Origin of the sequence: Nocardia cyriacigeorgica (assembly GCF_029868385.1) — a bacterium.
Lineage (GTDB): Bacteria > Actinomycetota > Actinomycetes > Mycobacteriales > Mycobacteriaceae > Nocardia > Nocardia cyriacigeorgica_F.
Genome location: NZ_JARWNX010000008.1, coordinates 1 through 19,441, shown reverse-complemented (window position 1 = coordinate 19,441; position 19,441 = coordinate 1). Strand labels below are relative to the sequence as shown.

Below are 19,441 nucleotides of genomic sequence, written 5' to 3'. Positions count from 1 at the left end.
CGATTCCTTCTGGCCCGGAGGTTTGATCGCGGAATGATCACGGTATCCCGGATAGTTACCGGCCAGTAGGGGTAAGCGGGGCGCGCCGGCCACCCCCGCTAGGCCGGGGGGGGCCCCGGCCGGTGTGCGCGTCTACTTCTCGGTGACGGTGGTCTCGCCGTTCATCCAGGTGATGGTGCCGCCGGTGAACTCGCTCTTCTTACCGCCGTCGGCCGTGGATTCCTCATCCGAGACCGGGTAGCCGAGCGTGCCGTTGGCGCCGCCGTTCTCTTCCCAGGTCTCGCGGATATCGCCCCAGACGATGTGGGCGCCGGAATCCTGGCTCCAGTAGATGGTGCCGCCGACGAAGTCCTGGTAGCGGCCGCCGTTCGGACCGGCCTCCTCGGCTTCCTCCGGTACGCCGAGCGGGCTGTCCGGACCGCCGGTCTCGACGTACTTGGTGTAGATGACATCGGAGACGGTGATCTCGCCGTTCGGGGTGTTGATCGTGGTCTGCCCACCGGCGCCCGGCGTCTCCCCGCCGGTGGCGGTGCCACCGGGGGTTTCGCCCGCCGTCCCGCCGGGACTCGTGGTGGCGTCATGCTCGCCGGGTGCGTGGGTTCCGGTGTCGTCGCCACCCATCTGTGCGGTGACACTGCCGACCGCGCTGCCGATCTGATCGCTGGTATCGGAGTCGTCGCCGCAACCGGCCACGAGCAGACCGGAGGCGGCGATAGCCATGGTGAATCCGGCGGTACGTCGAGCGAAGTGGTGCATGTCCATCCTCTCGGGAGTGGTCACGCGAGGTCACCGCCGAGCTGCGGTGATATCACGCGCAAACCGGAGCCGACACTCAGCAATACGTTGGCGAACAAGGAAACTGATCGCACGACCATTACTGAGCAGGTGTCCACGCGGATAGTACCCGGGAGAAAGTGAACTAAACGACATGCTGAGCGATTGCTGCGCGGCCCGAGTTTCGTGGATGAGTTCGAATATGGAACCGAGGATCAGCACGCGTCGTGGCCGCGAGCGACCGAAGCCGATCCACACGCGGGCAACGCCAGAGACCCAGCACGCGAGCCACCAGACCCGTCGCAGCGCAGGTGATGTGTAGACACCCGCCGAACCAGACCCGAAACAACGGCCGGTCGAACCCAATTTTCGAGCGAAGCGAGACCGACCATAAAGTTCGCGGCCCGTCTCGCGTCTCCCCAACCGCGGCGCAAGCCGAAGGCAAGCAGCGGTAGCGGAGACGCGAGACACCAAGGGGCCGCGAACACGCGACGCCGCAGGCGGCGCCAGATATTACGGCAGCGGCGGGTTGGCGTCGTCGTCGCCGTGGAAGTCGACCGACGAATACTCGCGCAGCTTCGTCAGCCGGTGGTAGGCGTCGATCATGCGGACCGTGCCGGACTTGGAGCGCATGACGATCGACTGCGTCGACGCACCGCCGCCGTAGTAGCGCACACCGCGCAGCAGGTCGCCGTCGGTGACGCCGGTGGCGCAGAAGAAGACGTTCTCGCCGGAGACCAGATCCTCGGTGCTCAGTACGCGGTCGAGGTCGTGGCCGGCGTCGATCGCTTTCTGGCGTTCTTCGTCGTCTTTCGGTGCGAGCCGGCCTTGCAGTTCGCCGCCCATACAGCGCATCGCGGCGGCGGCGATGATGCCTTCGGGGGTGCCGCCGATGCCGACCAGGATGTCGGTGCCCGAATCGGGGCGGGCCGCGGCGATGGCGCCCGCGACATCGCCGTCGGAGATGAGGCGGATGCGGGCGCCCGCGTCGCGCACCTGTTGGATGAGCTCGGCGTGGCGGGGGCGGTCGAGGATGCAGACGGTGAGGTCGGAGACCGAGGAGCTCTTGGCCTTGGCGACCTTGCGGATGTTGTCGGCGATGGGCGCCGAGATATCGATCACCCCGGCGGCGTCGGGGCCGACGGCGATCTTGTGCATGTAGAACACCGCGGACGGGTCGAACATCGCACCGCGTTCGGCGACGGCGAGCACCGAGATGGCGCCGGGTGAGCCCTTCGACATGAGGGTGGTGCCGTCGATCGGGTCGACGGCGAAATCCACCTCGGGGCCGTCGCCGTTGCCGACCAGCTCACCGTTGTAGAGCATGGGCGCTTCGTCCTTCTCGCCCTCGCCGATCACCACGATGCCCTGCATCGACACCGAGCTGACCAGTTGGCGCATGGCATCGACGGCCGCGCCGTCGCCGCCCTCCTTGTCGCCGCGGCCGACCCAGCGGCCCGCGGCCATGGCACCTGCCTCGGTGACCCGGACCAGTTCCAGTGCGAGGTTGCGGTCGGGCGCCTCGCGGCGGCTCGGGGCGGGCGAAGATGCCGTCATAGCGGGTGTGCCTCCTTGGCTCGTACTTACGCGGGGCAATTGTCTCATTCGGCAGGCAGGCGCCCGTGCACACCTGGCTCGGGACGGGGCGGTGGCGGTGTGATCGGCGTCGCGAGTGGATACTGGGGAGCGTGTCGTACCAAAAGCCACGCATCATGAACGACTATCGGGATCTGTTCTGGTCGCTGATCCCGTTGGCGCTGATCGCCGTGGTCTTCGCGGGGCTGGCCAGCCAGTGCAGCTTCGCCGCCGACGGTCCGACGCAGGGCCAGATCCCCAGCTTCGATGCGAAGTCGGCGCTGGCGTCGGATGCCGCCCATCTGAACTTCCCGATCCGCGAACCGGCGGTGCCCGAGGGCTGGACGCCGAATTCGGGGAGCCGCGACACCATCACCGAGGCGGGCGGTGGCACCGTCAGCACGATCGGCTATGTCACCTCCGCGGGCACCTATATGGAACTGAATCAGAGCGATGCCACCGAGGTCGCGCTCGCCCGGCACACCTTCGGCTCCCGATATGCCAGCGGCACACGGGATATCGGCGCGCAGAAGTGGGTCGTCTACGACGAGCCCGGCGAGGAATCGGCGTGGATCGCGGATTTCGGTCAGTCCAGGGTGCTGATCCGGGGTGCGGGCGATGACGCGGCGTTCACCGCCCTCGCCGATGCGGTCACCTCGGCCCAGCCGCTGCCGAAGAAGTAGGCATCACGCCTGGTGCCGACGCGCTCGGTGGCCGGTCGTAGCGGATATCGGGGTGCCGTGGCGGATCGTCACTGCTGCTCTCCGTCGACCTCGGTGCGGGCGAGAGCGTCTTCGACGCGTTGGCGCGCGCCCGCCAGATGTTGTTCGCAGCGGTTGGCCAGTGCTTCGCCGCGCTCCCACAGGGCGAGGGATTCGTCGAGGTCGAGGCCGCCCTGTTCGAGCATCTTGACGACGTTGACCAGCTCGTCGCGGGCGCGTTCATAGCCGAAGGTGGCGATTTCGGCCTGATCGTCGATCTGCTGGTCCTCGGCGGGCTCGGGCAATGTCGGGTCCTCTCGTCATATCCGGGCGGTGCGGGTCGTATCGGGGTTGTGTGGGCCGGATGGGCGCGGTTCGGTCAGTCGGTCCGGCCGGGCGTGGCGTCACCGGTGCGGTGGGAGTCGGGTGGCGCCGTGCGGGCGCCGAGGGCCGTGGTGCCGAGGGCGGCGGCGGAGATCGCGCCGTCGGCAACGCGGATGCGCAGCTGGGTGCCCGCCGGTGCGTCATCGATGCTGTGCACCACATGACGTTCCGGTCCGGTGACCCGCTGGACCACCGCATAGCCACGGGCCATGGTGGCGGCCGGGCCGACCGCGGCGAGCTTCTCGCGTAGATGCCTGGTGGCGGTCGATTCGGCGCCGATGAGGTGTTCGGCACAGCGCCGGGCGGCGGTGCGCAGCCGCTCCACCTCGTCGACGCGATGGCGCAGTTCGCGCAGGGGGTCGGCCAGGACCGGCCGGGAACGCAGCTGGTCCAGTGCGCGGGTCTCGCGGTCCACCCAGCCGCGCAGCGCCGCCGCCGAACGGGCTCGCAACTCACGCACCCCGGCCAGTTCGGCCGCCGCGTCGGGCACGATCCGTTTGGCGGCGTCGGTGGGGGTGGCGGCGCGCACGTCGGCGACCAGATCGCTGAGCGGGTTGTCGGGTTCGTGTCCGATGGCGCTGACGATCGGCGTGGTCGCGGCGACGATGGCCCGGCACAGCGCCTCATCGGAGAACGGCAGCAGATCCTCCACACTGCCACCGCCACGCGCCAGCACGATCACCTCGACCGACGGATCACGGTCCAGCTCCGACAGCGCGGTCAGGATCTGCGGTACCGCCGTCGGGCCCTGTACGGCGGTATTACGGATCTCGAAACGCACCGCGGGCCACCGGGTGCGCGCGACGGTCAGCACATCGTGTTCGGCGGCGCTGGCGCGACCGGTGATGAGCCCGATCGTGGTGGGCAGGAAGGGAATCGGCCGCTTGAGCCGCGGATCGAACAGGCCCTCGGCCGCCAGCAGCGCCTTCAACCGCTCGATCCTGGCCAGCAGCTCCCCGACACCGACCGGACGGATCTCGGTGACGCGCAGCGACAGCGTGCCGCGGCCGGTGAAGAAGTTCAGTTTGCCGTACACCACCACTCGGCTGCCCTCCTGGAGCGGCACGGGGGAATTACGGATGAGCGCGGGATCGCAGGTCACCGACAACGACATATCGGCCGACGGATCGCGCAGGACCAGGAACGCGGTCCGGGTACCCGGCCGCAAGGAGATCTGGGTGATCTGGCCCTCCACCCAGATGCTGCCGAGCCGATCGATCCACTGGGCGACCTTGATCGACACCGAACGCACCGGCCACGGCTGGTCGGCCGAATTGGCGGGCGCGGTGGGCCGACCGGAGGCGTCCCGGTCGGCCGTGGACGAGGGTTCGGTCACTGGGCCCGCACGGTGGCGATCCGGTTCGTCAGCATCGTGATGAACGGCGCCCTGGCGCGGGTGCGCTGCTCGTAATCGAGCAGGGCGGTCAGATCGTCGATGGTCAGCATGCGCAGCCGGGCACGCAGCTGGGCCAGCGTCATGGAGGCGTAGTCGTAGCGGGTGGCGACCTCCGGCTCGGCGATCTCCTCGGCGGCGGGCTCCGCGACGTCGGCCGCGGCGGCCTCCGGTTCGGCCTCGGTGGGTGCGTCGGCTTCGCGCTCGGCTTCGGCGTCGTCCGGGGTGTCGGCGGTCTCGTGCAGCCCGCGCACCGTCGCCGCGTGACCGTTGCGCCCGGTCCGCGCGCCGGTCAGCGTTTCGGCGAGGAAGAACTCGGCCAGCTCGGCCTCGCCGCCGAAACTGTCGAAGCTGCTGGTCCTGGTCTGGCCGAACGCGGCGCCGAAGGGCTGCGCCGGCTCATCGTCCTCGTCGAAGGTGGCCCAGGCGGGCTGATCGACGGCACGGGGGGAGATGCGGTCGAAGACGGCGTCGCCCTTGAGCGCCAGGCTGGTGACGAACTGCTGGACGTGCATGGTGGTCTGGAGCAGCTGGCTGATCGCGGTAATCGGGAAATTCACCGCCGCGGTCGGTAGCCGTCGAGTTTCCTCGATGGCGTAGACGGCGGCACCGGCGGCGACGCGGGCCAGAAACGGTGGTCGGAACATGGTCCTAGCCTGCCCGAAAGGGTGGGATGTGCAAAAGAGGGTCGATGTTCGTCGTGTTATCTCGCTCGCATCCGCCGGGGTGGGTGCCATCATGCGCACGTATCCTGTGGGCATGTCCTCGGCAATACCGTTGAATGTCGGAATCGCCCGCTCTGTCCGCTCCGACGGCGCGGGAGGTGCCGACGGCGACAAACGAGTGCTGCTGGCCGAGCCACGCGGCTACTGCGCCGGTGTGGACCGCGCGGTGGAAACCGTGGAGAAGGCGCTGGACAAACACGGCGCCCCCATTTACGTCCGCAAGGAGATCGTGCACAACCGGCACGTGGTGGAGACCCTGCGCGAACGCGGCGTCATCTTCGTCGACGAGACCGATGAGGTGCCGGAGGGCGCGCTGCTGGTGTTCTCCGCGCACGGCGTGTCCCCGGCCGTGCACAGCTCTGCCGCCGCCCGCAATCTGCGCACCATCGACGCCACCTGCCCGCTGGTGACCAAGGTGCACCAGGAGGCCAAGCGCTTCGCCCGCGATGATTACGACATCCTGCTGATCGGTCACGAAGGCCACGAGGAAGTCGAGGGCACCGCCGGTGAGGCGCCCGACCACGTGCAACTGGTCGACGGTCCCGATGCGGTGGACAAGGTCAGCGTGCGTGATGAGTCCAAGGTGATCTGGCTGTCGCAGACCACGCTGAGTGTCGACGAGACGATGGAGACGGTATCGCGGTTGCGCGAGCGGTTCCCCGGTCTCCAGGATCCGCCGAGCGACGATATCTGCTACGCCACCCAGAACCGTCAGGTGGCGGTCAAGGCGATGGCGCCGGAATGCGATCTGGTGATCGTGGTCGGCTCACGCAATTCGTCGAACTCGGTGCGGCTGGTCGAGGTCGCGCTCGGCGCCGGTGCCAGGGCCGCCTATCTGGTCGACTACGCCCGTGAGGTGGATCCGGCCTGGTTGGAAGGTGTGCAGACCATCGGCATCACCTCGGGCGCCTCGGTGCCCGACATCCTGGTGCGCGGTGTGCTCGACATGCTGGAAGGCCATGGATTCGCCGATGTGCAGCCGGTGACCACGGCCAACGAGACGCTGGTGTTCGCCCTGCCGCGGGAGCTGCGCGAGTCGCGCCGCTGAAGCCGCTCGCCGGTGGTCACCCGGTAGCGGTGACCACCAGGGGATCTCAGCGGATATCGGGTCCGCGGCGTTCGACCCGGCCCGCATCACGATCCCGGTAGCGGACCGTTGGCTGGGGGTGCGGCGGTTCATTGCGGCGGCGAGCCGCACCACGCGCGGGCTCCGCCTCCGGGCGCGGCGCCGGAGTGGGGCGCGCGGGACCACGGGGGCGACCTTCGCGTGAACGCGCCGCGGCCGCGAGCCGGGGCGGATTCTCGGCCACCGGCGGCGGACGGCGCTTGCCCTGGCGGCGCTGGCGGGGTGCGGCTTCGGGTGCGTCGTCGTAGTCGTCCCTGGCCGGGGCGCGCCTACTGCGTTTGCGCGCGGCGCTGTCCAACGACTCCGAACTCTTCTTCTTCCCACCGCGCGGGCGCTGCTGCACCGAGCTGCGGCCCCAGCTGGTGCCGCGCCTGGCCTGGGACTTGCCCTGCGCGGCGCGTTCGGCGCGATCCAACGCGATCCGCGCACCACCGATGCACAGCACGATCAGCGTGGTGAAGATCATGGTCGGGAAACGATGCACCAGCGGGATGGCCAGATTGAGCAGGATGTCCTTGATCGAGGTGGAGGGACGTCCGAGTAGCTGCTGATAGGCCAGCGGCACCGCCACGAACAGCAGCAGCGGCGGCAGCACCATCGTGGTGAACAGGCCGCGTAGCCGCACCGCGAGCACGGCCGCGACGCAACCGACGACGTAGAACACGGTGAACGAGCCGGTCAGCTCGGTGCCATCACCGGAGACATCGATCAGGAAGCCCAGAAACGTGCAGGCAACCGCGATCAGGACCGCCGCGCCCGCCGGTACTCCCGGCACGGACGGCAAGATCGAACGTTGCGGCGCGGGCACCCGGGTTCGCACTCGTTGGGAAGCAGCCACGTAGAGAACACTATCTGCCGACGCGCCGGTCGGTGTCATGGCAGGGCCGGTCGGGTGACGGTGGTTGCACCCGCGGGCGCCCGCCCAGGTCGCGGTTTTCGTTATCCGGGTCACATCGCGGCCGATGAATGGCCCAGCGGTTATCCGACACCGACGGGTCTGCGATTGAAGTGTGTCGGTGGGTTGCCATACGGTTCGCGACATGCGAATCCTGCACACGTCGGACTGGCATATCGGCCGCACCTTCCACGGTGTCGATCTGCTCGGCGATCAGGAGTACGCGCTGCGCGCCCTCGCCGAGCTGGTGGCGGAGGAATCGGTGGACGTGGTCGTGGTGCCGGGCGACGTCTACGACCGGTCTATTCCCAGCGCTGACGCGATCGCGGTGTGCAATCGTGGATTCGAGGCGATCCGGGCCGCGGGCGCGCGCATCGTCGCGACCTCCGGCAATCACGATTCGCCCGCGCGGCTCGGTGCGGGAGCCAGCTTCGCAGCCGCGGGCGGGCTGTATCTACGCACCACCGTCGCCGATGCGGATCGGCCGGTGCTGCTGTCCGACGAGCACGGCGAGGTCGCCTTCTACGGCATCCCCTATCTGGAACCGGAGATCACCCGCGTCGAATTGGCGGTGCCGCAGGCGCGTTCCCACGCCCAGATCCTCGCGGCGGCGATGGGCCGGATCCGGGCCGATATCGCCGGGCGGCCGGGGGCGCGGACGGTGGTGCTCGCGCATGCGTTCGTCGTCGGCGGCGAGGCCACCGGATCGGAGCGGTCGATTTCGGTGGGCGGTGTGGAAACCGTGCCGCTGGCCGAGTTCGACGGCATCGACTATGTGGCGCTCGGGCATCTGCATTCGCCGCAGACCCTGTCGGAGTCGGTGCGCTACTCCGGTTCGCCGCTGCCGTACTCGTTCGGGGAGAGTTCGCATCGCAAGGCGGTGTGGATCATCGACCTCGACGCGAACGGCCTGCACGCGGTGCGGCGGCGGGAGATGCCGGTGGTGCGCGGCCTGAGCAGGCTGACGGGGACGCTGGACGAATTGCTGAACGGCGCCGAGTTCGGCCGTGCCTGCGAGGACTACATCTCGGCGAAGTTGACCGACCACGCCCGCCCGATCGATGCCATGCGCAAACTGCGCGAGCGGTTCCCGTACGCGGTGCACGTGGAATGGGAACGTCCGCAGGGCGATCCGGAGCTGCGCTACCGCGAACGGGTGCACGGCCGCCGCGACAGCGAGATCGCGCGCAGTTTCCTCACCGATGTGCGTGGTGAGCCCACCGATTCGGAGATGGTCTGGCTGGAGCGGGCCATCGCCGCGGCCACCAGGGAACCCGAAGCGGTGACGGCGGGCGCCGTGGACGCCACGGACCTGTCGGCATGAGGCTGCATCGGCTCGAGATGACCGCGTTCGGCCCGTACGCCGACACCACCGTCGTCGATTTCGACGTTCTCGGCGCCGACGGGCTGTTCCTGCTGCACGGGCAGACCGGCGCGGGCAAGACCACCGTGCTCGACGCCATCGCGTTCGCGCTCTACGGGCGAGTGCCCGGCGCGCGCAACGAGAGCAAGCGTCTGCATTCCGATCACGCGTCCCCGCAGACCCCGCCGCGGGTCTCGCTCGAGGCCACGCTGGGCGGGCGCCGGGTGCGGCTGATCCGCAGCCCCGAATTCGAACGACCCAAACGGCGCGGCACCGGCACCTCGGTCGAGAAGGCCAAGGCCACCCTGGAATGGCTGGACGGCCGCAGCGCCAACCTCTCGCGCATCCCCGATATCGGTGACGAGGTCAAACGCCTGCTCGGGATGAGCGCCGAACAGTTCTTCCAGGTGGTGCTGCTGCCGCAGGGCGATTTCGCGCGCTTCCTGCGCGCGGACAACGAGGAGCGCGAAAGGCTGCTCGAAAAGCTCTTCGACACCGAACGATTCGGCACCGCCGAACACTGGCTGATCGAACGCCGCCGCGCCTCCGACGCCGAACTGGCCGCCCGCACGCGCGGTGTGGAGAACCTGATCGTGCAGGTCGGCGTCACCGCCGGAATCAGCGCCACCGAAACCGTCGGGCCGCTGGACGCGGTCGACTGGGCCGAGGATCTGCTCGATACGGCCCGTGCCGAACTGAGCACCGCCACCACCGAACTCGATCGCCGCCGCGAGGCATCCGCTCGCGCCGATGCGGCCGCGGAACAGCAGCGCAAACTCGCCGACACCCACCGTCGGATGGTGGCCGCCCGCCGCCAACTCGACGAGTACACCGCCACCGCCGAGCACCGCGCCATCCGTCGCGCCGAACTCGAGGCGGCCCGTCGCGCCGAGCCCGTCGCCGCCGCACTGGATGAGGCACGCAGCGCTGTGACGCGCGCCCGGCGTCATGACGGTGACACCGAGCTGGCGGCACGGCGATTGGCGCAGCTGCTCGGTGAACCGGGCAGCGCCGATCTGCCGGGGCGGGAGCTGGTCTGGGATCGGACCGACGATGCCGATGAGGCGGACGGCCGGTCGACCCGCCAGCCGGAGTCCGGCACGGGCGACGAGTTCGATATCCACGACATGCGTGCCGCCGTCGGCCACCGCGTCGTAACTCCTGGCGCGGGTAGCGATACCGAACGGATGTCGGTCGGGAGCCGGGGATCCGATGATTGCGATCCTGGACCCGTCGGCGCGACCACCGCGTCAGGAGATTCGGGCGGGGATCGCACCGGTGCCAGGACTGCCGGGACGACGAGGATCGGCGCGGGTGGCTTGGCGGCCGATCGCCCGATCCTGCGCCCCGACGCCGATGTCGACGCTGCGATACGTCGGTGGAGTGCGCGAATCGGTGTGCTGGACGAGGTTGCCGCGCACGCGGATGCGGCGAAGCAGCTGGCAACCGAGGTCGATGGGCTGCGGGCCGAGGAAACCACGCTCGAACGGCGCGTCGCGCGGATCGTCGAGCGGCGGGAGTCGATTCCCGCGGAGATCGTGGCGGCGGAGGCCCGGTCGCGCGAGTCCGCCGAGGCGGTGGCGCTGCTGCCCGCGCTGGCCGCCGAGTGCGCGCGATTGCAGGCCTCGGCGTCGGCAGCCGTCGAGCTGGCGGCGCGCCGGGTGGATCTGGATCGCGCCCGAGTCGACGCCGAGGCCGCGCGCACGAAGCACCTCGATGCCAAAGAACGCGTGCTGGAGCTGCGGGAACGACGGCTCGCGGGGATGGCGGCCGAACTGGCCGGACAGCTCACCGACGGCCAGCCGTGCACCGTATGCGGTTCGGCCGAGCATCCCGACCCGGCGCGGCCGACGGCGAGCGCGGTGTCCAAGGATGCCGAAGATCGGGCGAGCGCAGACGAAAGCGCCGCCGAAGCCGCCCGCGAGGAGGTGCTGGCCCGGATCGCCGCGCTGGAACGTGATATCGAAGGTCTGATCGCACGCGGTGGCGATACCGACCCGGTCGAACTCGCGGCCTCGCTGCGCACCGCCACCCTCCGCTACGAAGACGCGGGCGAACTCGCCGACCAGAGTGCACAGACCACCGAGCAACTCGAGCGGTTACGCACCGAGGAAACCCGCCTGCACGACCAACTCCGCGAAGCCGAAACCCGCCGCGGCACCATCGCTTCGACCATGACCGCGGTCGAAACCCGCCGCACCGAACTCACCACCCGCCTGCGCGCCGCCGCGGGCGCCGACGACACCATCGACCGCCGCCGCGCGCGTCTGGACGCCCTGATCGCGGCGGCCACCACCTACCGCGCTGCCGAAGCCGAGGCGGCCAATGCCTGGCAGCAGGTCCGGGTGATCGCGGTTCGGGTGGAGAACCTCGCGCGGGCAGCTGGTTTCGCGCTGGAACCCGGTGATCGCGCGGCCGATGGTGTCAGCGCGGATGGTGGAGTCGGGGCGGACGGTGGAGTCGGGGCCGATCGGTCTCCGGCGCCGCAGACGGAATCTCCTGACCACCTGGCAGCGGGCAGCAGGCAGATCGCGGCGATGGACGAGTCGGTGGGGGCCACGCACCAGAGCGATGTCGATTCCGCCCTGTTCGACATCGAACCCGGCGTCGCCGAGGGTACGACCGACGATGACATCGAGCCGACATTGTTCGATGTGCCGCGAGCGCCGAAGGAAACCGGTGGCGTCGCCGCTTCGGGCGGGAGAGCCGACAGCCGCGGTCCGCGCGGCGGCAGCAAACCGGCGCCCGCCGCCGACCCGCGCCGCCCGGCGGCAGAGACGATGACCTCGGCGCAGCTCGTCGCACTGTTCACCGCCTACGCACGACGCATCGAGCACGCGATCCGCGATACGCGCGAGCAGCAGACGATCGAGCAGCAGCTGGAGGCCGCCGAGCGGACGAAGGCGACGGCCGAGGCAGTGCTGGCCGAACCGGAGGTGCGCGCCGCGGCCGCGGCCGAACTCGGGGACCTGGCCGCGCTCGATGCCGACGTACGCGCGGCGCGCACGGCGCTCGATATCGCGGTGGCGGCACACTCGGCGGCGGCGACCCGAGTGCACAAGCTCGAGGAACTCAGCGGCCAGCTGTGGGCGGCGGTGGATCTCATCGCACCGGCGCAGCGGGCTCATGAGGAACTGGCCGGGCTGGCCGACGTGGTCGCCGGTCGCGGCGCCAACAATCGACGGATGTCCTTGCGCTCCTATGTGCTCGCGGCTCGGCTCGAGGAGGTGGCGTCGGCGGGTTCGGCCCGGCTGCGCCGGATGTCGGGTGGCCGCTACGAATTCGTGCACACCGACCGTGCGGGTTCACACGGCCGCCGCGGCGGCCTCGGCCTCGACATCCGCGACGATTACACCGGTGCCATCCGTCCCGCCAAAACCCTCTCCGGCGGCGAAACATTCATGGCCTCGCTGTCATTGGCGCTCGGCCTGGCCGATACCGTCGCCGCCGAATCCGGCGGCATCCTCCTGGACACCATCTTCATCGACGAAGGCTTCGGCGGCCTGGACGCCGACACCCTCGACGCGGTGATGGGTGTCCTGGACGAACTCCGGGACCGCGGCCGCGTCGTCGGCGTGGTCAGCCACGTCGATGAAATGCGCCAGCGCATCCCCAGTCGCCTGCACGTCATCCGCGGACGCGCCGGGTCGCGCCTGGAGGCGACCGTCGCCTGATCCGAGCGCTCGTACCGATGCATCCGGTCCGAGTGCTGGTGGGCTTGTTCGACTGGCGACGTCTGTGTCCTGAGCGTTGGTAGTGCCGACAGGCGGCGCCGGGGACTCGAGCGTTGGTGGTGCCGGTCCGACTGGCGACGCCTGGGATCTGAGCGTTGGTGGTGCCGGTCTGAACGGCGACGCCTGGGACTCGAGCATGGGTGGCGCCGACCCGAACAGCGACGCCTGGGACTCGAGCATGGGTTGTGCCGGTCCGACTGGCGACGCCCGGGTCCCGAACGTTGCTGGCGCCGCGCTCATCCGTCGCGAAGTCCGAGCCGATCGTGCAGGCGACGTAACGGCCTCGGCGCCCACCAGTTCCGGTTGCCGAGCAGGCGCATGACGGCGGGGGTGAGGAGCCCGCGGACCAGGGTGGCGTCGACCAGCACGGCCAGGGCGAGGCCAGCGCCCAGCAGTTTGAGCAGGCTCAGCTGGGAGGTGGCCATGGCGGCGAATACCACCGCGACGATCAGGGCGGCAGTGGAGATCAGGGCGCCCGTTCGCTGTATTCCGAATGCCACGGCCTCGGTGTTGTCGCCGGTACGCAGGAATTCCTCGCGCATACGGGACAGCAGGAACAGGCTGTAGTCCATCGCGAGCCCGAACGCTATGCAGAACATCAGGATCGGGACGGTCAGCTCCAACCGGCCGGTGTGCACGAAATCGCCGACCAGCCATTTCAGGTGTCCGTCCTGGAAGACGTACACCATGGCGCCGAACGAGGCGGACAAGCTGAGCAGATTCAGCACCACCTGCTTCACCGGCAGTACGACGCTTCCGGTGAACAGAAACACCAGCACCAGCATGCTGGTGACGATCACCGATGCCGCCAAGGGGATTCGACCGGTGATCATGTCCCGCGTATCGGCGAGCACGGCGGCGTCACCGCCGATCAGCGCGGTTCCTGGAGCGTCGACGGCCCGCAGCGCCCGCACATGGTCGGCGGCGGCCGAGGAGTTCGGCTCGACATCGGTGGTCACCGACAGCCAGGTCGCGTCCTCGGACCGGAAGGCCGCCGACATCGGCCCCTGCCCCTCGAGCGCGACGCCGTCGACGAATGATCCGGCCGCACTGTCGACGCGCGCGGAACCCGGCACGGTCGACAACGCTCGCGCATACTCCGACAACGCCTGGGCGCCGTCGGCGTCGAACTCGGGCAGCACCACCGAGACCGGCGTCGAGGTCGATGCCGGAAACTGCTGACGCACCACCTCGCCCGCGACCACCACCGGGTCCGTTCGCGGCAGTACCCGATCGTCGAGCAGCGCGAAACTGGCTCCGGCGAACGGGATCGCCAGGACGAGCAGTGCGGCCGTGACCGAGGTCGCGACCGCGATCGGTCGTCGCATCACCCGATGGGACAGTCGATGCCAGAGCCTGGCGCCCGCCGCTCGCGCCCGTAGCCGATGCAGCGGATCGAACCGGTCGATGCGATGGCCGAGCACAGCCAGCAGCGGCGGCACCAGCAGCAGCGACGTCGCCGCCGATAAACCGACCACCGCGATCCCCGCATACGCCAGCGAACGCAGGAAGTAGATCGGGAACACCAACAAGGCCGCACAGGACAGCAGTACCGTCGCCGCCGAGAACATCACGGTGCGGCCCGCCGTGCGCACCATCGTGACGATCGCCGCCGCCGGTGTCCGGCCCTCGCGCAGTTCCTCACGAAACCGCGTCACCAGGAACAGGCTGTAGTCGACGGCCAATCCGAAGCCGAGCGCCGTGGTGACATTCAGCGCGAAGATCGAGACCGGGGTGATCTCCGTCAGCAACCGCAGCACCGCGAGGCTGGTGACCACGGCGACACCGCCGACGAACACCGGCAGCAGCGCCGCGGTCACCGATCCGAATGCCAGCAGCAGGATGAGCAGCGTCAGGGGCGCGGCGATGAGTTCGGCTCGGGTCAGATCGGCCGCCGACTGTCGCTCGACCGCGTCGTTGACCGGGGCCGAGCCGGTGGCGCGCACCCGAAGCGGTCCCTCGTCGGTGACGAACTCGGGTACTAGCCGGTGCGCGGCCCGGTTGACGGTGTCCTCGTCACCGGCCAGTCGTACCAGCACCAGCGCGGTGCGCCCGTCGGGCGAGCGCAGCGAAGGTGTCGCGGTGTCGCCGAGTGTCCAATATGACAGGGCGTAAACGACTTCCGGTCGTCGGGCGAGCCGCTGGGTCAACGCGTGCCCGGCCGCGGCGGCGGTAGCGCTGCCCACGCCGCCTTCGGCCTCGGCCACCAGCACCAGATTGGGTGATCCGGCACCGAAGCGATCGGCGAGTATCTCGTCGGCTCGCACCGATTCGAAGCTGTCGTCGACATAGCCTCCGGTGGACAGCCGATCGGTGACGCCGATACTCGCGAGGGCTGCGATCAGAGTGATCAGCCCGATCGCGGCCACGGTGAGCCGGTGCCCGGCGATCAGTGATCGGGCCAGTGCGGTGAGTGGGCCGCGTGGTGTGTCGTCCGCAGGGGTGGGCGGACGGTCCGCGTCGGTGGTGGTCGTCATGATGTGGTCCTCGACAGGTCGCGTAGCGGGGTGTTCGGCGGGTCAGACGGTCGAGACCGTCGCGGGTTCCTGGTCTGCCGCACGCGGTGCCGGCCGCAACAGCGCGACGGTGAGCACCGTCCCGAGCGCGGCCAGTGCGGCGGCTGCGGTGAAGGCGGCGGCCAGACCGGTCAGGTAGGCGGGTTCGGGATCGGTTGTCGCGCGCTGGGTCACGACCTGGGCGAGCAGCAGCAGCGCCGTGACTCCCATCCCGGAACCGACGCGCTGTGCGGTGTTGACGATCCCGGCGGTGATCCCGGCATCGACCTTGTCCACCGCCGTCACCGCGGGTGCGGTGACGCCGACGAAGGCGGCGGGCAGCCCGATACCGAGCAGCACCGCACCCGGCAGGACGTCGATCAGATAGCCGCCGTGTTCGGGCACCCGCGCGAACCAGGCCATCGCCACCGCCTGCAAGGCAAGCCCGCCGGCCAGTACCCGGCAGGCGCCGAACCGATCGAGTGCGATCGGGATGAGCGTGCGCGAGATGACGATATTGACCCCCGCGACCGGCAGCACCGCGAGCCCGGACGCCGTGGGACTGTAGCCCTGCGTGTTCTGCAAATACAGCGCCAGCAGCGCGAAGGTCGGCACATGGGAAGCCCCGACCAGCGCGTTCACCAGCGCCGAGCCGCGAACCTGGCGAACGGCGAACAGCCGCAACGGCATCAGCGGATGTGGGCTGCGCGATTCGATCAGCACGAATCCGGCCAGCAGCGCCGACCCCAGCGCGAGGAGTCCACCCGCGCCGAGTCGGGTACCCGGCTCGGCGAACGCGCCGATCGCATAGCCGATGAGCAGCAGCGCCGAGGTCCCGATGATGGCGCCGGGTATATCGAGCCGCCCGCCGCGCGGTGCGGTGTCGGCGGGCAGGATGCGCAACAGCGCCAGTGCCAGCACCCCCACCGGGATATTGATCAGGAAGATCGACGGCCAACCGAACCAATCGGTGAGCGGTCCGCCGATCGCGGTGCCGATGGCGGCGCCCGCCGCGCCCATCGCGCTCCAGACGCCGAACGCGCGATTGCGGGCCGACGGTTCGGTGAAGGTGGCGGTGAGCAGGGCCAACTGGGCCGGGATCACCACCGCCGCGCCGATCCCCTGGAGCGCACGCGCACCGATCAGCAGCGCCGCGGTATCAGCGAATCCGGCCACTGCCGAGGCCACCGTGAATACCGCCAGACCGCAGGCGAACATCCGGCGCGGACCGAGCAGGTCCGCCGCTCGCCCGCCGAGCAGCATGAATCCGCCGAAGGCCAGCAGATAGGCATTGGTGATCCAGCCGAGTCCGGCCTCGTCGAGCCCGAGATCGTCGCCGATGCTCGGCAGGGCGACGTTCAGCACGGTGGTGTCGAGGAAAACCACCAGTTCCACGACGGTGATGAGCAGCAGGATCAACCGATCCCGAGTGCCGAGAGCTGTCCGGGGCATGACCCCTCCAATTCGCTAGAGTCTGACTCTAGCGAGAGTGTCACTAGAGTGCCGCTCTAGTCAAGTAGGATCTGGGGTATGACAGCGAAGACCACGCGGGCGGCCAAAACGACGGCGAACCGAACGAAGATGCTCGACGCGGCGCGAGAGCTGTTCACCACGCGCGGCTACACCGCGACCACGATGAAGGCCATCGCCGAACATGCGGGCATGGCGGTGCAGACGCTCTACTTCACCTTCGCCACCAAGCGGGCGATCCTGTCCGAACTGCTCGATCGGGAGATCGCGGGCGACGCCGAACCGGTCGCGACGCTGGATCGCCCCTGGTTCGCCGAAGCGGTCGCGGCGGAACCCGAGGAGCAGATCCGGCGTCAAGTAGCCGCCGCGGCAGCCATTTTCGAGCGCGTCAGCCCGCTGCTGGAGGTGATCCGCTCGGCCGCCGCCACCGACCCCGAACTGGCCGAACTCTGGCGGACCAATATCGACCAGCGCCATACCGTCCAGCTACGGCTCGCCGACGCACTGGAATCCAAAACCACACTGCGCAAAGGTATTTCCGCCGCGCACGCCGCCGATATCGCCCTGGCCGTACTCGCCCCGGAGACCTACCATCTGCTGGTTCACGAACGTTCGTGGAGTGCGGCCGAATGGCAGCGCTGGGCCACGGATGCGCTGATCCGCCAACTGCTGCCGTAGTCCGGCGCCGCACCTCCCACGGAATCAGGCAGCAGCCTCGTGATCGATCAGCCAGCGCTTGGCGGGCAGCCCCCAGCGGAATCCGCCGAGCGTTCCGTCCGTGCGCAGGATGCGATGGCACGGGACGAACAGCGCGGCCGCATTGCGAGCGCAGGCATTGGCCGCCGCGCGGGTGGCAGCGGGGCGGCCGGAGCGGGCGGCGAAGGCGGTGTAGGTGATCGGGGTTCCCGGGGCGACCTCGCGCAGCACCTGCCAGGCGTGCATGAGGAATTCGCCGGATTGCTGGCGCACCTCGATCGTGTCGATGGCGGTGAGATCGCCGCGGTGATAGGCGGTGATGGCGTCGGTCACCGCGCCGAGTTCACCGCGTTCGCGGAGTTCGGTCGGACGCAGGGTGGCGTGGACGAGGCCGCGCATGTGCTGCGCGTCGGCGGTCCAGCCCGAGGCCAGTACGGCGCCGTCGCCGTCGACCAGCACCGTGAACGGACCGATCGGGGTGGCGACGGTGGCGAAATCGGCCGTGGTGACGGCGGTTTCGGGAACCGCGATGGCGGAGGTCATGATTCGGAACTCGCTTTCGTTCGAGCGGCACGGGCCGCGGGGGCGGTACGCGCGGCCAACGCGCTGTGCCACAACTGCATGGACAGATAGGAACGCCACGGTGCGTAGCGGGCGGTATCGGACAGATCGATACCGTGCAGCGCCGCGCCCTGCCGGACCACCAGATCGGTGTCGAGGAGGATGTCGGGGTCGGCGAGCAGCCGCATGATCACGTAATCGGCGGTCCAGGGGCCGACGCCATCCAAGGCGAGCAACTCGCGGCGCAGTTCGGCGGCGGTGCGGCCCTGGTGCAGGGCCAGATCACCGGAGGCGAGCGTGGCCGCCGCGTCGATGATCGAGCGGACGCGGCGCACCGGACCGGTCAGCACTTCGGCGCCGCGCTCGGCGATCACCGCGGGTTCTGGGAACAGTCGCGCGGTCGGCCCGTCGATCGGATCACCGAGGGCGGACACCAGCCTCGCGGTATGCGTCGCCGCCGCACGCACCGAGATCTGCTGACCGATCATGGTGCGCAGCAGCAACTCCGGTCCGTCCAGGCAGCCGGGCACCCGGATCCCCGAGACGAAGCGCGGGCGCCCCTCCTCGTGGTTCGCGTGCGCGGCCACGTCGAGCGCCTCATCGATACCGACGGGGTCGGCGTCGAGGTCGAGCAGATGGCGCAGCCTGGCCACGGTGGGCGCCAGATCGCGCATATCGTGCAAGGCCAGCTCGGCGCGCACATGGTCGCGCTGGAAACCGAGCCGGATCGACGCATGGCCGTGCGGGGTGCGCAGGTTCCGCAGATAGCTGCGGTCCTCCCACAGCTCGAGCCCCGGCACCGTGTGCGCGGACAGGAACCATTCCAGCCAGGCGCGGTCCAGTGGTTCCCGGTAGGGGAGCCGCAGTGAGAGTGTGCCGTTGGTGCTCGGCACGGTGCGTCCGTTGGCGCGCTGGGCCTCGGCGCGCATGGTGGTCGGGCTGACCGCGAACACCTCGCGCACCGTGTCGTTGAACTGGCGGATGCTGGCGAATCCGGCGGCGAAGGCGATATCCGACATCGGCATGTTCGTCGTCTGGATCAGCAGCCGCGCGGTATGCGCCCGGTGGGCTCGCGCCAGCGCGAGCGGACCCGCGCCGAGCTCATTGGTCAGGACCCGGGTGAGCTGGCGCTGTGAGTACCCGAGCGTGGCCGCGAGGGCGGGCACCCCGCCGCGTTCGATCACGCCGTCGCCGATCAACCGCATCGCCCGTGCCGCGAGATCCGCGCGGGTGTTCCACAGCGGGGAGCCCGGCGCGGCATCGGGCAGGCAGCGGCGGCAGGCGCGGTATCCGGCCTGCTGTGCGGCGGCCGCCGTCGGTAGGAAGCTGACATTGGCGCGTTTCGGCGTGATCGCCGGACAGGATGGACGGCAATAGATTCCGGTGGTCCGCACGGCGGTGAAGAACTGCCCGTCGAAGCGGGAGTCCCTGGTGGAGACCGCTCGGTAACAGTGTTCGAAGTCCATGGCCGTGATCGTCACGTCAACCACAATGACAGCTGCCGCCGCCCACTGCTAGCGGAAATCGGTCATTACCCCGGTGGGCTGGT

Annotated in this window: 15 protein-coding genes; 5 read left to right on the top strand and 10 right to left on the bottom strand. The window is 69.5% G+C overall.

Annotation, left to right across the window (positions count from 1 at the left end; all coding sequences use genetic code 11):
* Nucleotides 1-132: 132 nt before the first annotated feature.
* Nucleotides 133-780, bottom strand: a complete 648-nt coding sequence (locus QH168_RS00470) for an LGFP repeat-containing protein (RefSeq protein WP_280232339.1) — start codon at nt 778-780, stop codon at nt 133-135.
* A 507-nt stretch (nt 781-1,287) separates the two neighbouring features.
* Nucleotides 1,288-2,331 carry a class II fructose-bisphosphatase gene (gene glpX / locus QH168_RS00465; protein ID WP_280232338.1) on the bottom strand — a complete coding sequence of 348 codons (1,044 nt, stop codon included), beginning with the start codon at nt 2,329-2,331 and terminating at the stop codon, nt 1,288-1,290.
* A gap of 131 nt (nt 2,332-2,462) precedes the next feature.
* On the opposite strand from glpX, the gene QH168_RS00460 reads away from it, so the two are divergent.
* Complete coding sequence (locus QH168_RS00460; protein ID WP_280232337.1) at nt 2,463-3,032, top strand: DUF4245 domain-containing protein; 570 nt, start codon at nt 2,463-2,465, stop codon at nt 3,030-3,032.
* 68 nt (nt 3,033-3,100) lie between these two features.
* On the opposite strand, the gene QH168_RS00455 is transcribed toward QH168_RS00460, so the two are convergent.
* The 3 genes from QH168_RS00455 to QH168_RS00445 form a co-directional block, all read right to left on the bottom strand.
* Nucleotides 3,101-3,355, bottom strand: coding sequence for an exodeoxyribonuclease VII small subunit (locus QH168_RS00455; protein WP_280232336.1), 255 nt, complete (start codon nt 3,353-3,355; stop codon nt 3,101-3,103).
* 74 nt (nt 3,356-3,429) lie between these two features.
* Nucleotides 3,430-4,770, bottom strand: coding sequence for an exodeoxyribonuclease VII large subunit (xseA, locus tag QH168_RS00450; protein WP_280232335.1), 1,341 nt, complete (start codon nt 4,768-4,770; stop codon nt 3,430-3,432).
* Nucleotides 4,767-5,474 carry a lipid droplet-associated protein gene (locus tag QH168_RS00445; protein ID WP_280232334.1) on the bottom strand — a complete coding sequence of 236 codons (708 nt, stop codon included), beginning with the start codon at nt 5,472-5,474 and terminating at the stop codon, nt 4,767-4,769. Before QH168_RS00445 ends, xseA begins: the two co-directional genes overlap by 4 nt.
* Nucleotides 5,475-5,586: 112 nt before the next feature.
* On the opposite strand from QH168_RS00445, the gene QH168_RS00440 reads away from it, so the two are divergent.
* Nucleotides 5,587-6,600: a 4-hydroxy-3-methylbut-2-enyl diphosphate reductase gene (locus tag QH168_RS00440; protein ID WP_280232333.1), complete on the top strand. Its 1,014-nt coding sequence runs from the start codon at nt 5,587-5,589 to the stop codon at nt 6,598-6,600.
* 46 nt (nt 6,601-6,646) lie between these two features.
* Here QH168_RS00440 and QH168_RS00435 read toward each other — a convergent pair whose 3' ends face one another.
* Entirely contained in the window at nt 6,647-7,453 is an 807-nt protein-coding gene (locus QH168_RS00435; protein WP_280232332.1) for a DUF6542 domain-containing protein, read from the bottom strand.
* Nucleotides 7,454-7,718: 265 nt separating this feature from the next.
* Between QH168_RS00435 and QH168_RS00430 the strand changes: the two genes are divergently transcribed.
* Nucleotides 7,719-8,897 carry an exonuclease SbcCD subunit D gene (locus tag QH168_RS00430; RefSeq protein ID WP_280232331.1) on the top strand — a complete coding sequence of 393 codons (1,179 nt, stop codon included), beginning with the start codon at nt 7,719-7,721 and terminating at the stop codon, nt 8,895-8,897.
* A complete protein-coding gene (locus QH168_RS00425) occupies nt 8,894-12,610 on the top strand; it encodes an AAA family ATPase (protein ID WP_280232330.1) in 3,717 nt (1,238 codons plus the stop codon). The genes QH168_RS00430 and QH168_RS00425 overlap by 4 nt, the downstream gene beginning before the upstream one ends.
* Before the next feature lie 296 nt (nt 12,611-12,906).
* Here QH168_RS00425 and QH168_RS00420 read toward each other — a convergent pair whose 3' ends face one another.
* Both QH168_RS00420 and QH168_RS00415 read right to left on the bottom strand, forming a co-directional pair.
* On the bottom strand, nt 12,907-15,147 hold the full coding sequence (locus QH168_RS00420; protein WP_280232329.1) for an MMPL family transporter: 2,241 nt from the start codon (nt 15,145-15,147) through the stop codon (nt 12,907-12,909).
* Nucleotides 15,148-15,189: 42 nt separating this feature from the next.
* Complete coding sequence (locus QH168_RS00415) at nt 15,190-16,617, bottom strand: MFS transporter (RefSeq protein WP_280232328.1); 1,428 nt, start codon at nt 16,615-16,617, stop codon at nt 15,190-15,192.
* 78 nt (nt 16,618-16,695) lie between these two features.
* On the opposite strand from QH168_RS00415, the gene QH168_RS00410 reads away from it, so the two are divergent.
* Nucleotides 16,696-17,313: a TetR/AcrR family transcriptional regulator gene (locus QH168_RS00410; protein ID WP_280232327.1), complete on the top strand. Its 618-nt coding sequence runs from the start codon at nt 16,696-16,698 to the stop codon at nt 17,311-17,313.
* A 24-nt stretch (nt 17,314-17,337) separates the two neighbouring features.
* Here QH168_RS00410 and QH168_RS00405 read toward each other — a convergent pair whose 3' ends face one another.
* Complete coding sequence (locus QH168_RS00405; protein WP_280232326.1) at nt 17,338-17,874, bottom strand: methylated-DNA--[protein]-cysteine S-methyltransferase; 537 nt, start codon at nt 17,872-17,874, stop codon at nt 17,338-17,340.
* On the bottom strand, nt 17,871-19,358 hold the full coding sequence (locus QH168_RS00400; RefSeq protein WP_280232340.1) for an Ada metal-binding domain-containing protein: 1,488 nt from the start codon (nt 19,356-19,358) through the stop codon (nt 17,871-17,873). Before QH168_RS00400 ends, QH168_RS00405 begins: the two co-directional genes overlap by 4 nt.
* Between the last annotated feature and the right edge of the window lie 83 nt (nt 19,359-19,441).

Excerpts from the sequence above, each read along its gene's own strand:
- QH168_RS00405 (WP_280232326.1), bottom strand. The coding sequence starts at position 17,874 with ATGACCTCCGCCATCGCGGTTCCCGAAACCGCCGTCACCACGGCCGAT.
- QH168_RS00420 (WP_280232329.1), bottom strand. The coding sequence starts at position 15,147 with ATGACGACCACCACCGACGCGGACCGTCCGCCCACCCCTGCGGACGAC.
- QH168_RS00410 (WP_280232327.1), top strand. The coding sequence starts at position 16,696 with ATGACAGCGAAGACCACGCGGGCGGCCAAAACGACGGCGAACCGAACG.
- QH168_RS00440 (WP_280232333.1), top strand. The coding sequence starts at position 5,587 with ATGTCCTCGGCAATACCGTTGAATGTCGGAATCGCCCGCTCTGTCCGC.
- QH168_RS00445 (WP_280232334.1), bottom strand. The coding sequence starts at position 5,474 with ATGTTCCGACCACCGTTTCTGGCCCGCGTCGCCGCCGGTGCCGCCGTC.
- QH168_RS00430 (WP_280232331.1), top strand. The coding sequence starts at position 7,719 with ATGCGAATCCTGCACACGTCGGACTGGCATATCGGCCGCACCTTCCAC.
- glpX (WP_280232338.1), bottom strand. The coding sequence starts at position 2,331 with ATGACGGCATCTTCGCCCGCCCCGAGCCGCCGCGAGGCGCCCGACCGC.
- QH168_RS00415 (WP_280232328.1), bottom strand. The coding sequence starts at position 16,617 with ATGCCCCGGACAGCTCTCGGCACTCGGGATCGGTTGATCCTGCTGCTC.
- QH168_RS00400 (WP_280232340.1), bottom strand. The coding sequence starts at position 19,358 with ATGGACTTCGAACACTGTTACCGAGCGGTCTCCACCAGGGACTCCCGC.
- QH168_RS00425 (WP_280232330.1), top strand. The coding sequence starts at position 8,894 with ATGAGGCTGCATCGGCTCGAGATGACCGCGTTCGGCCCGTACGCCGAC.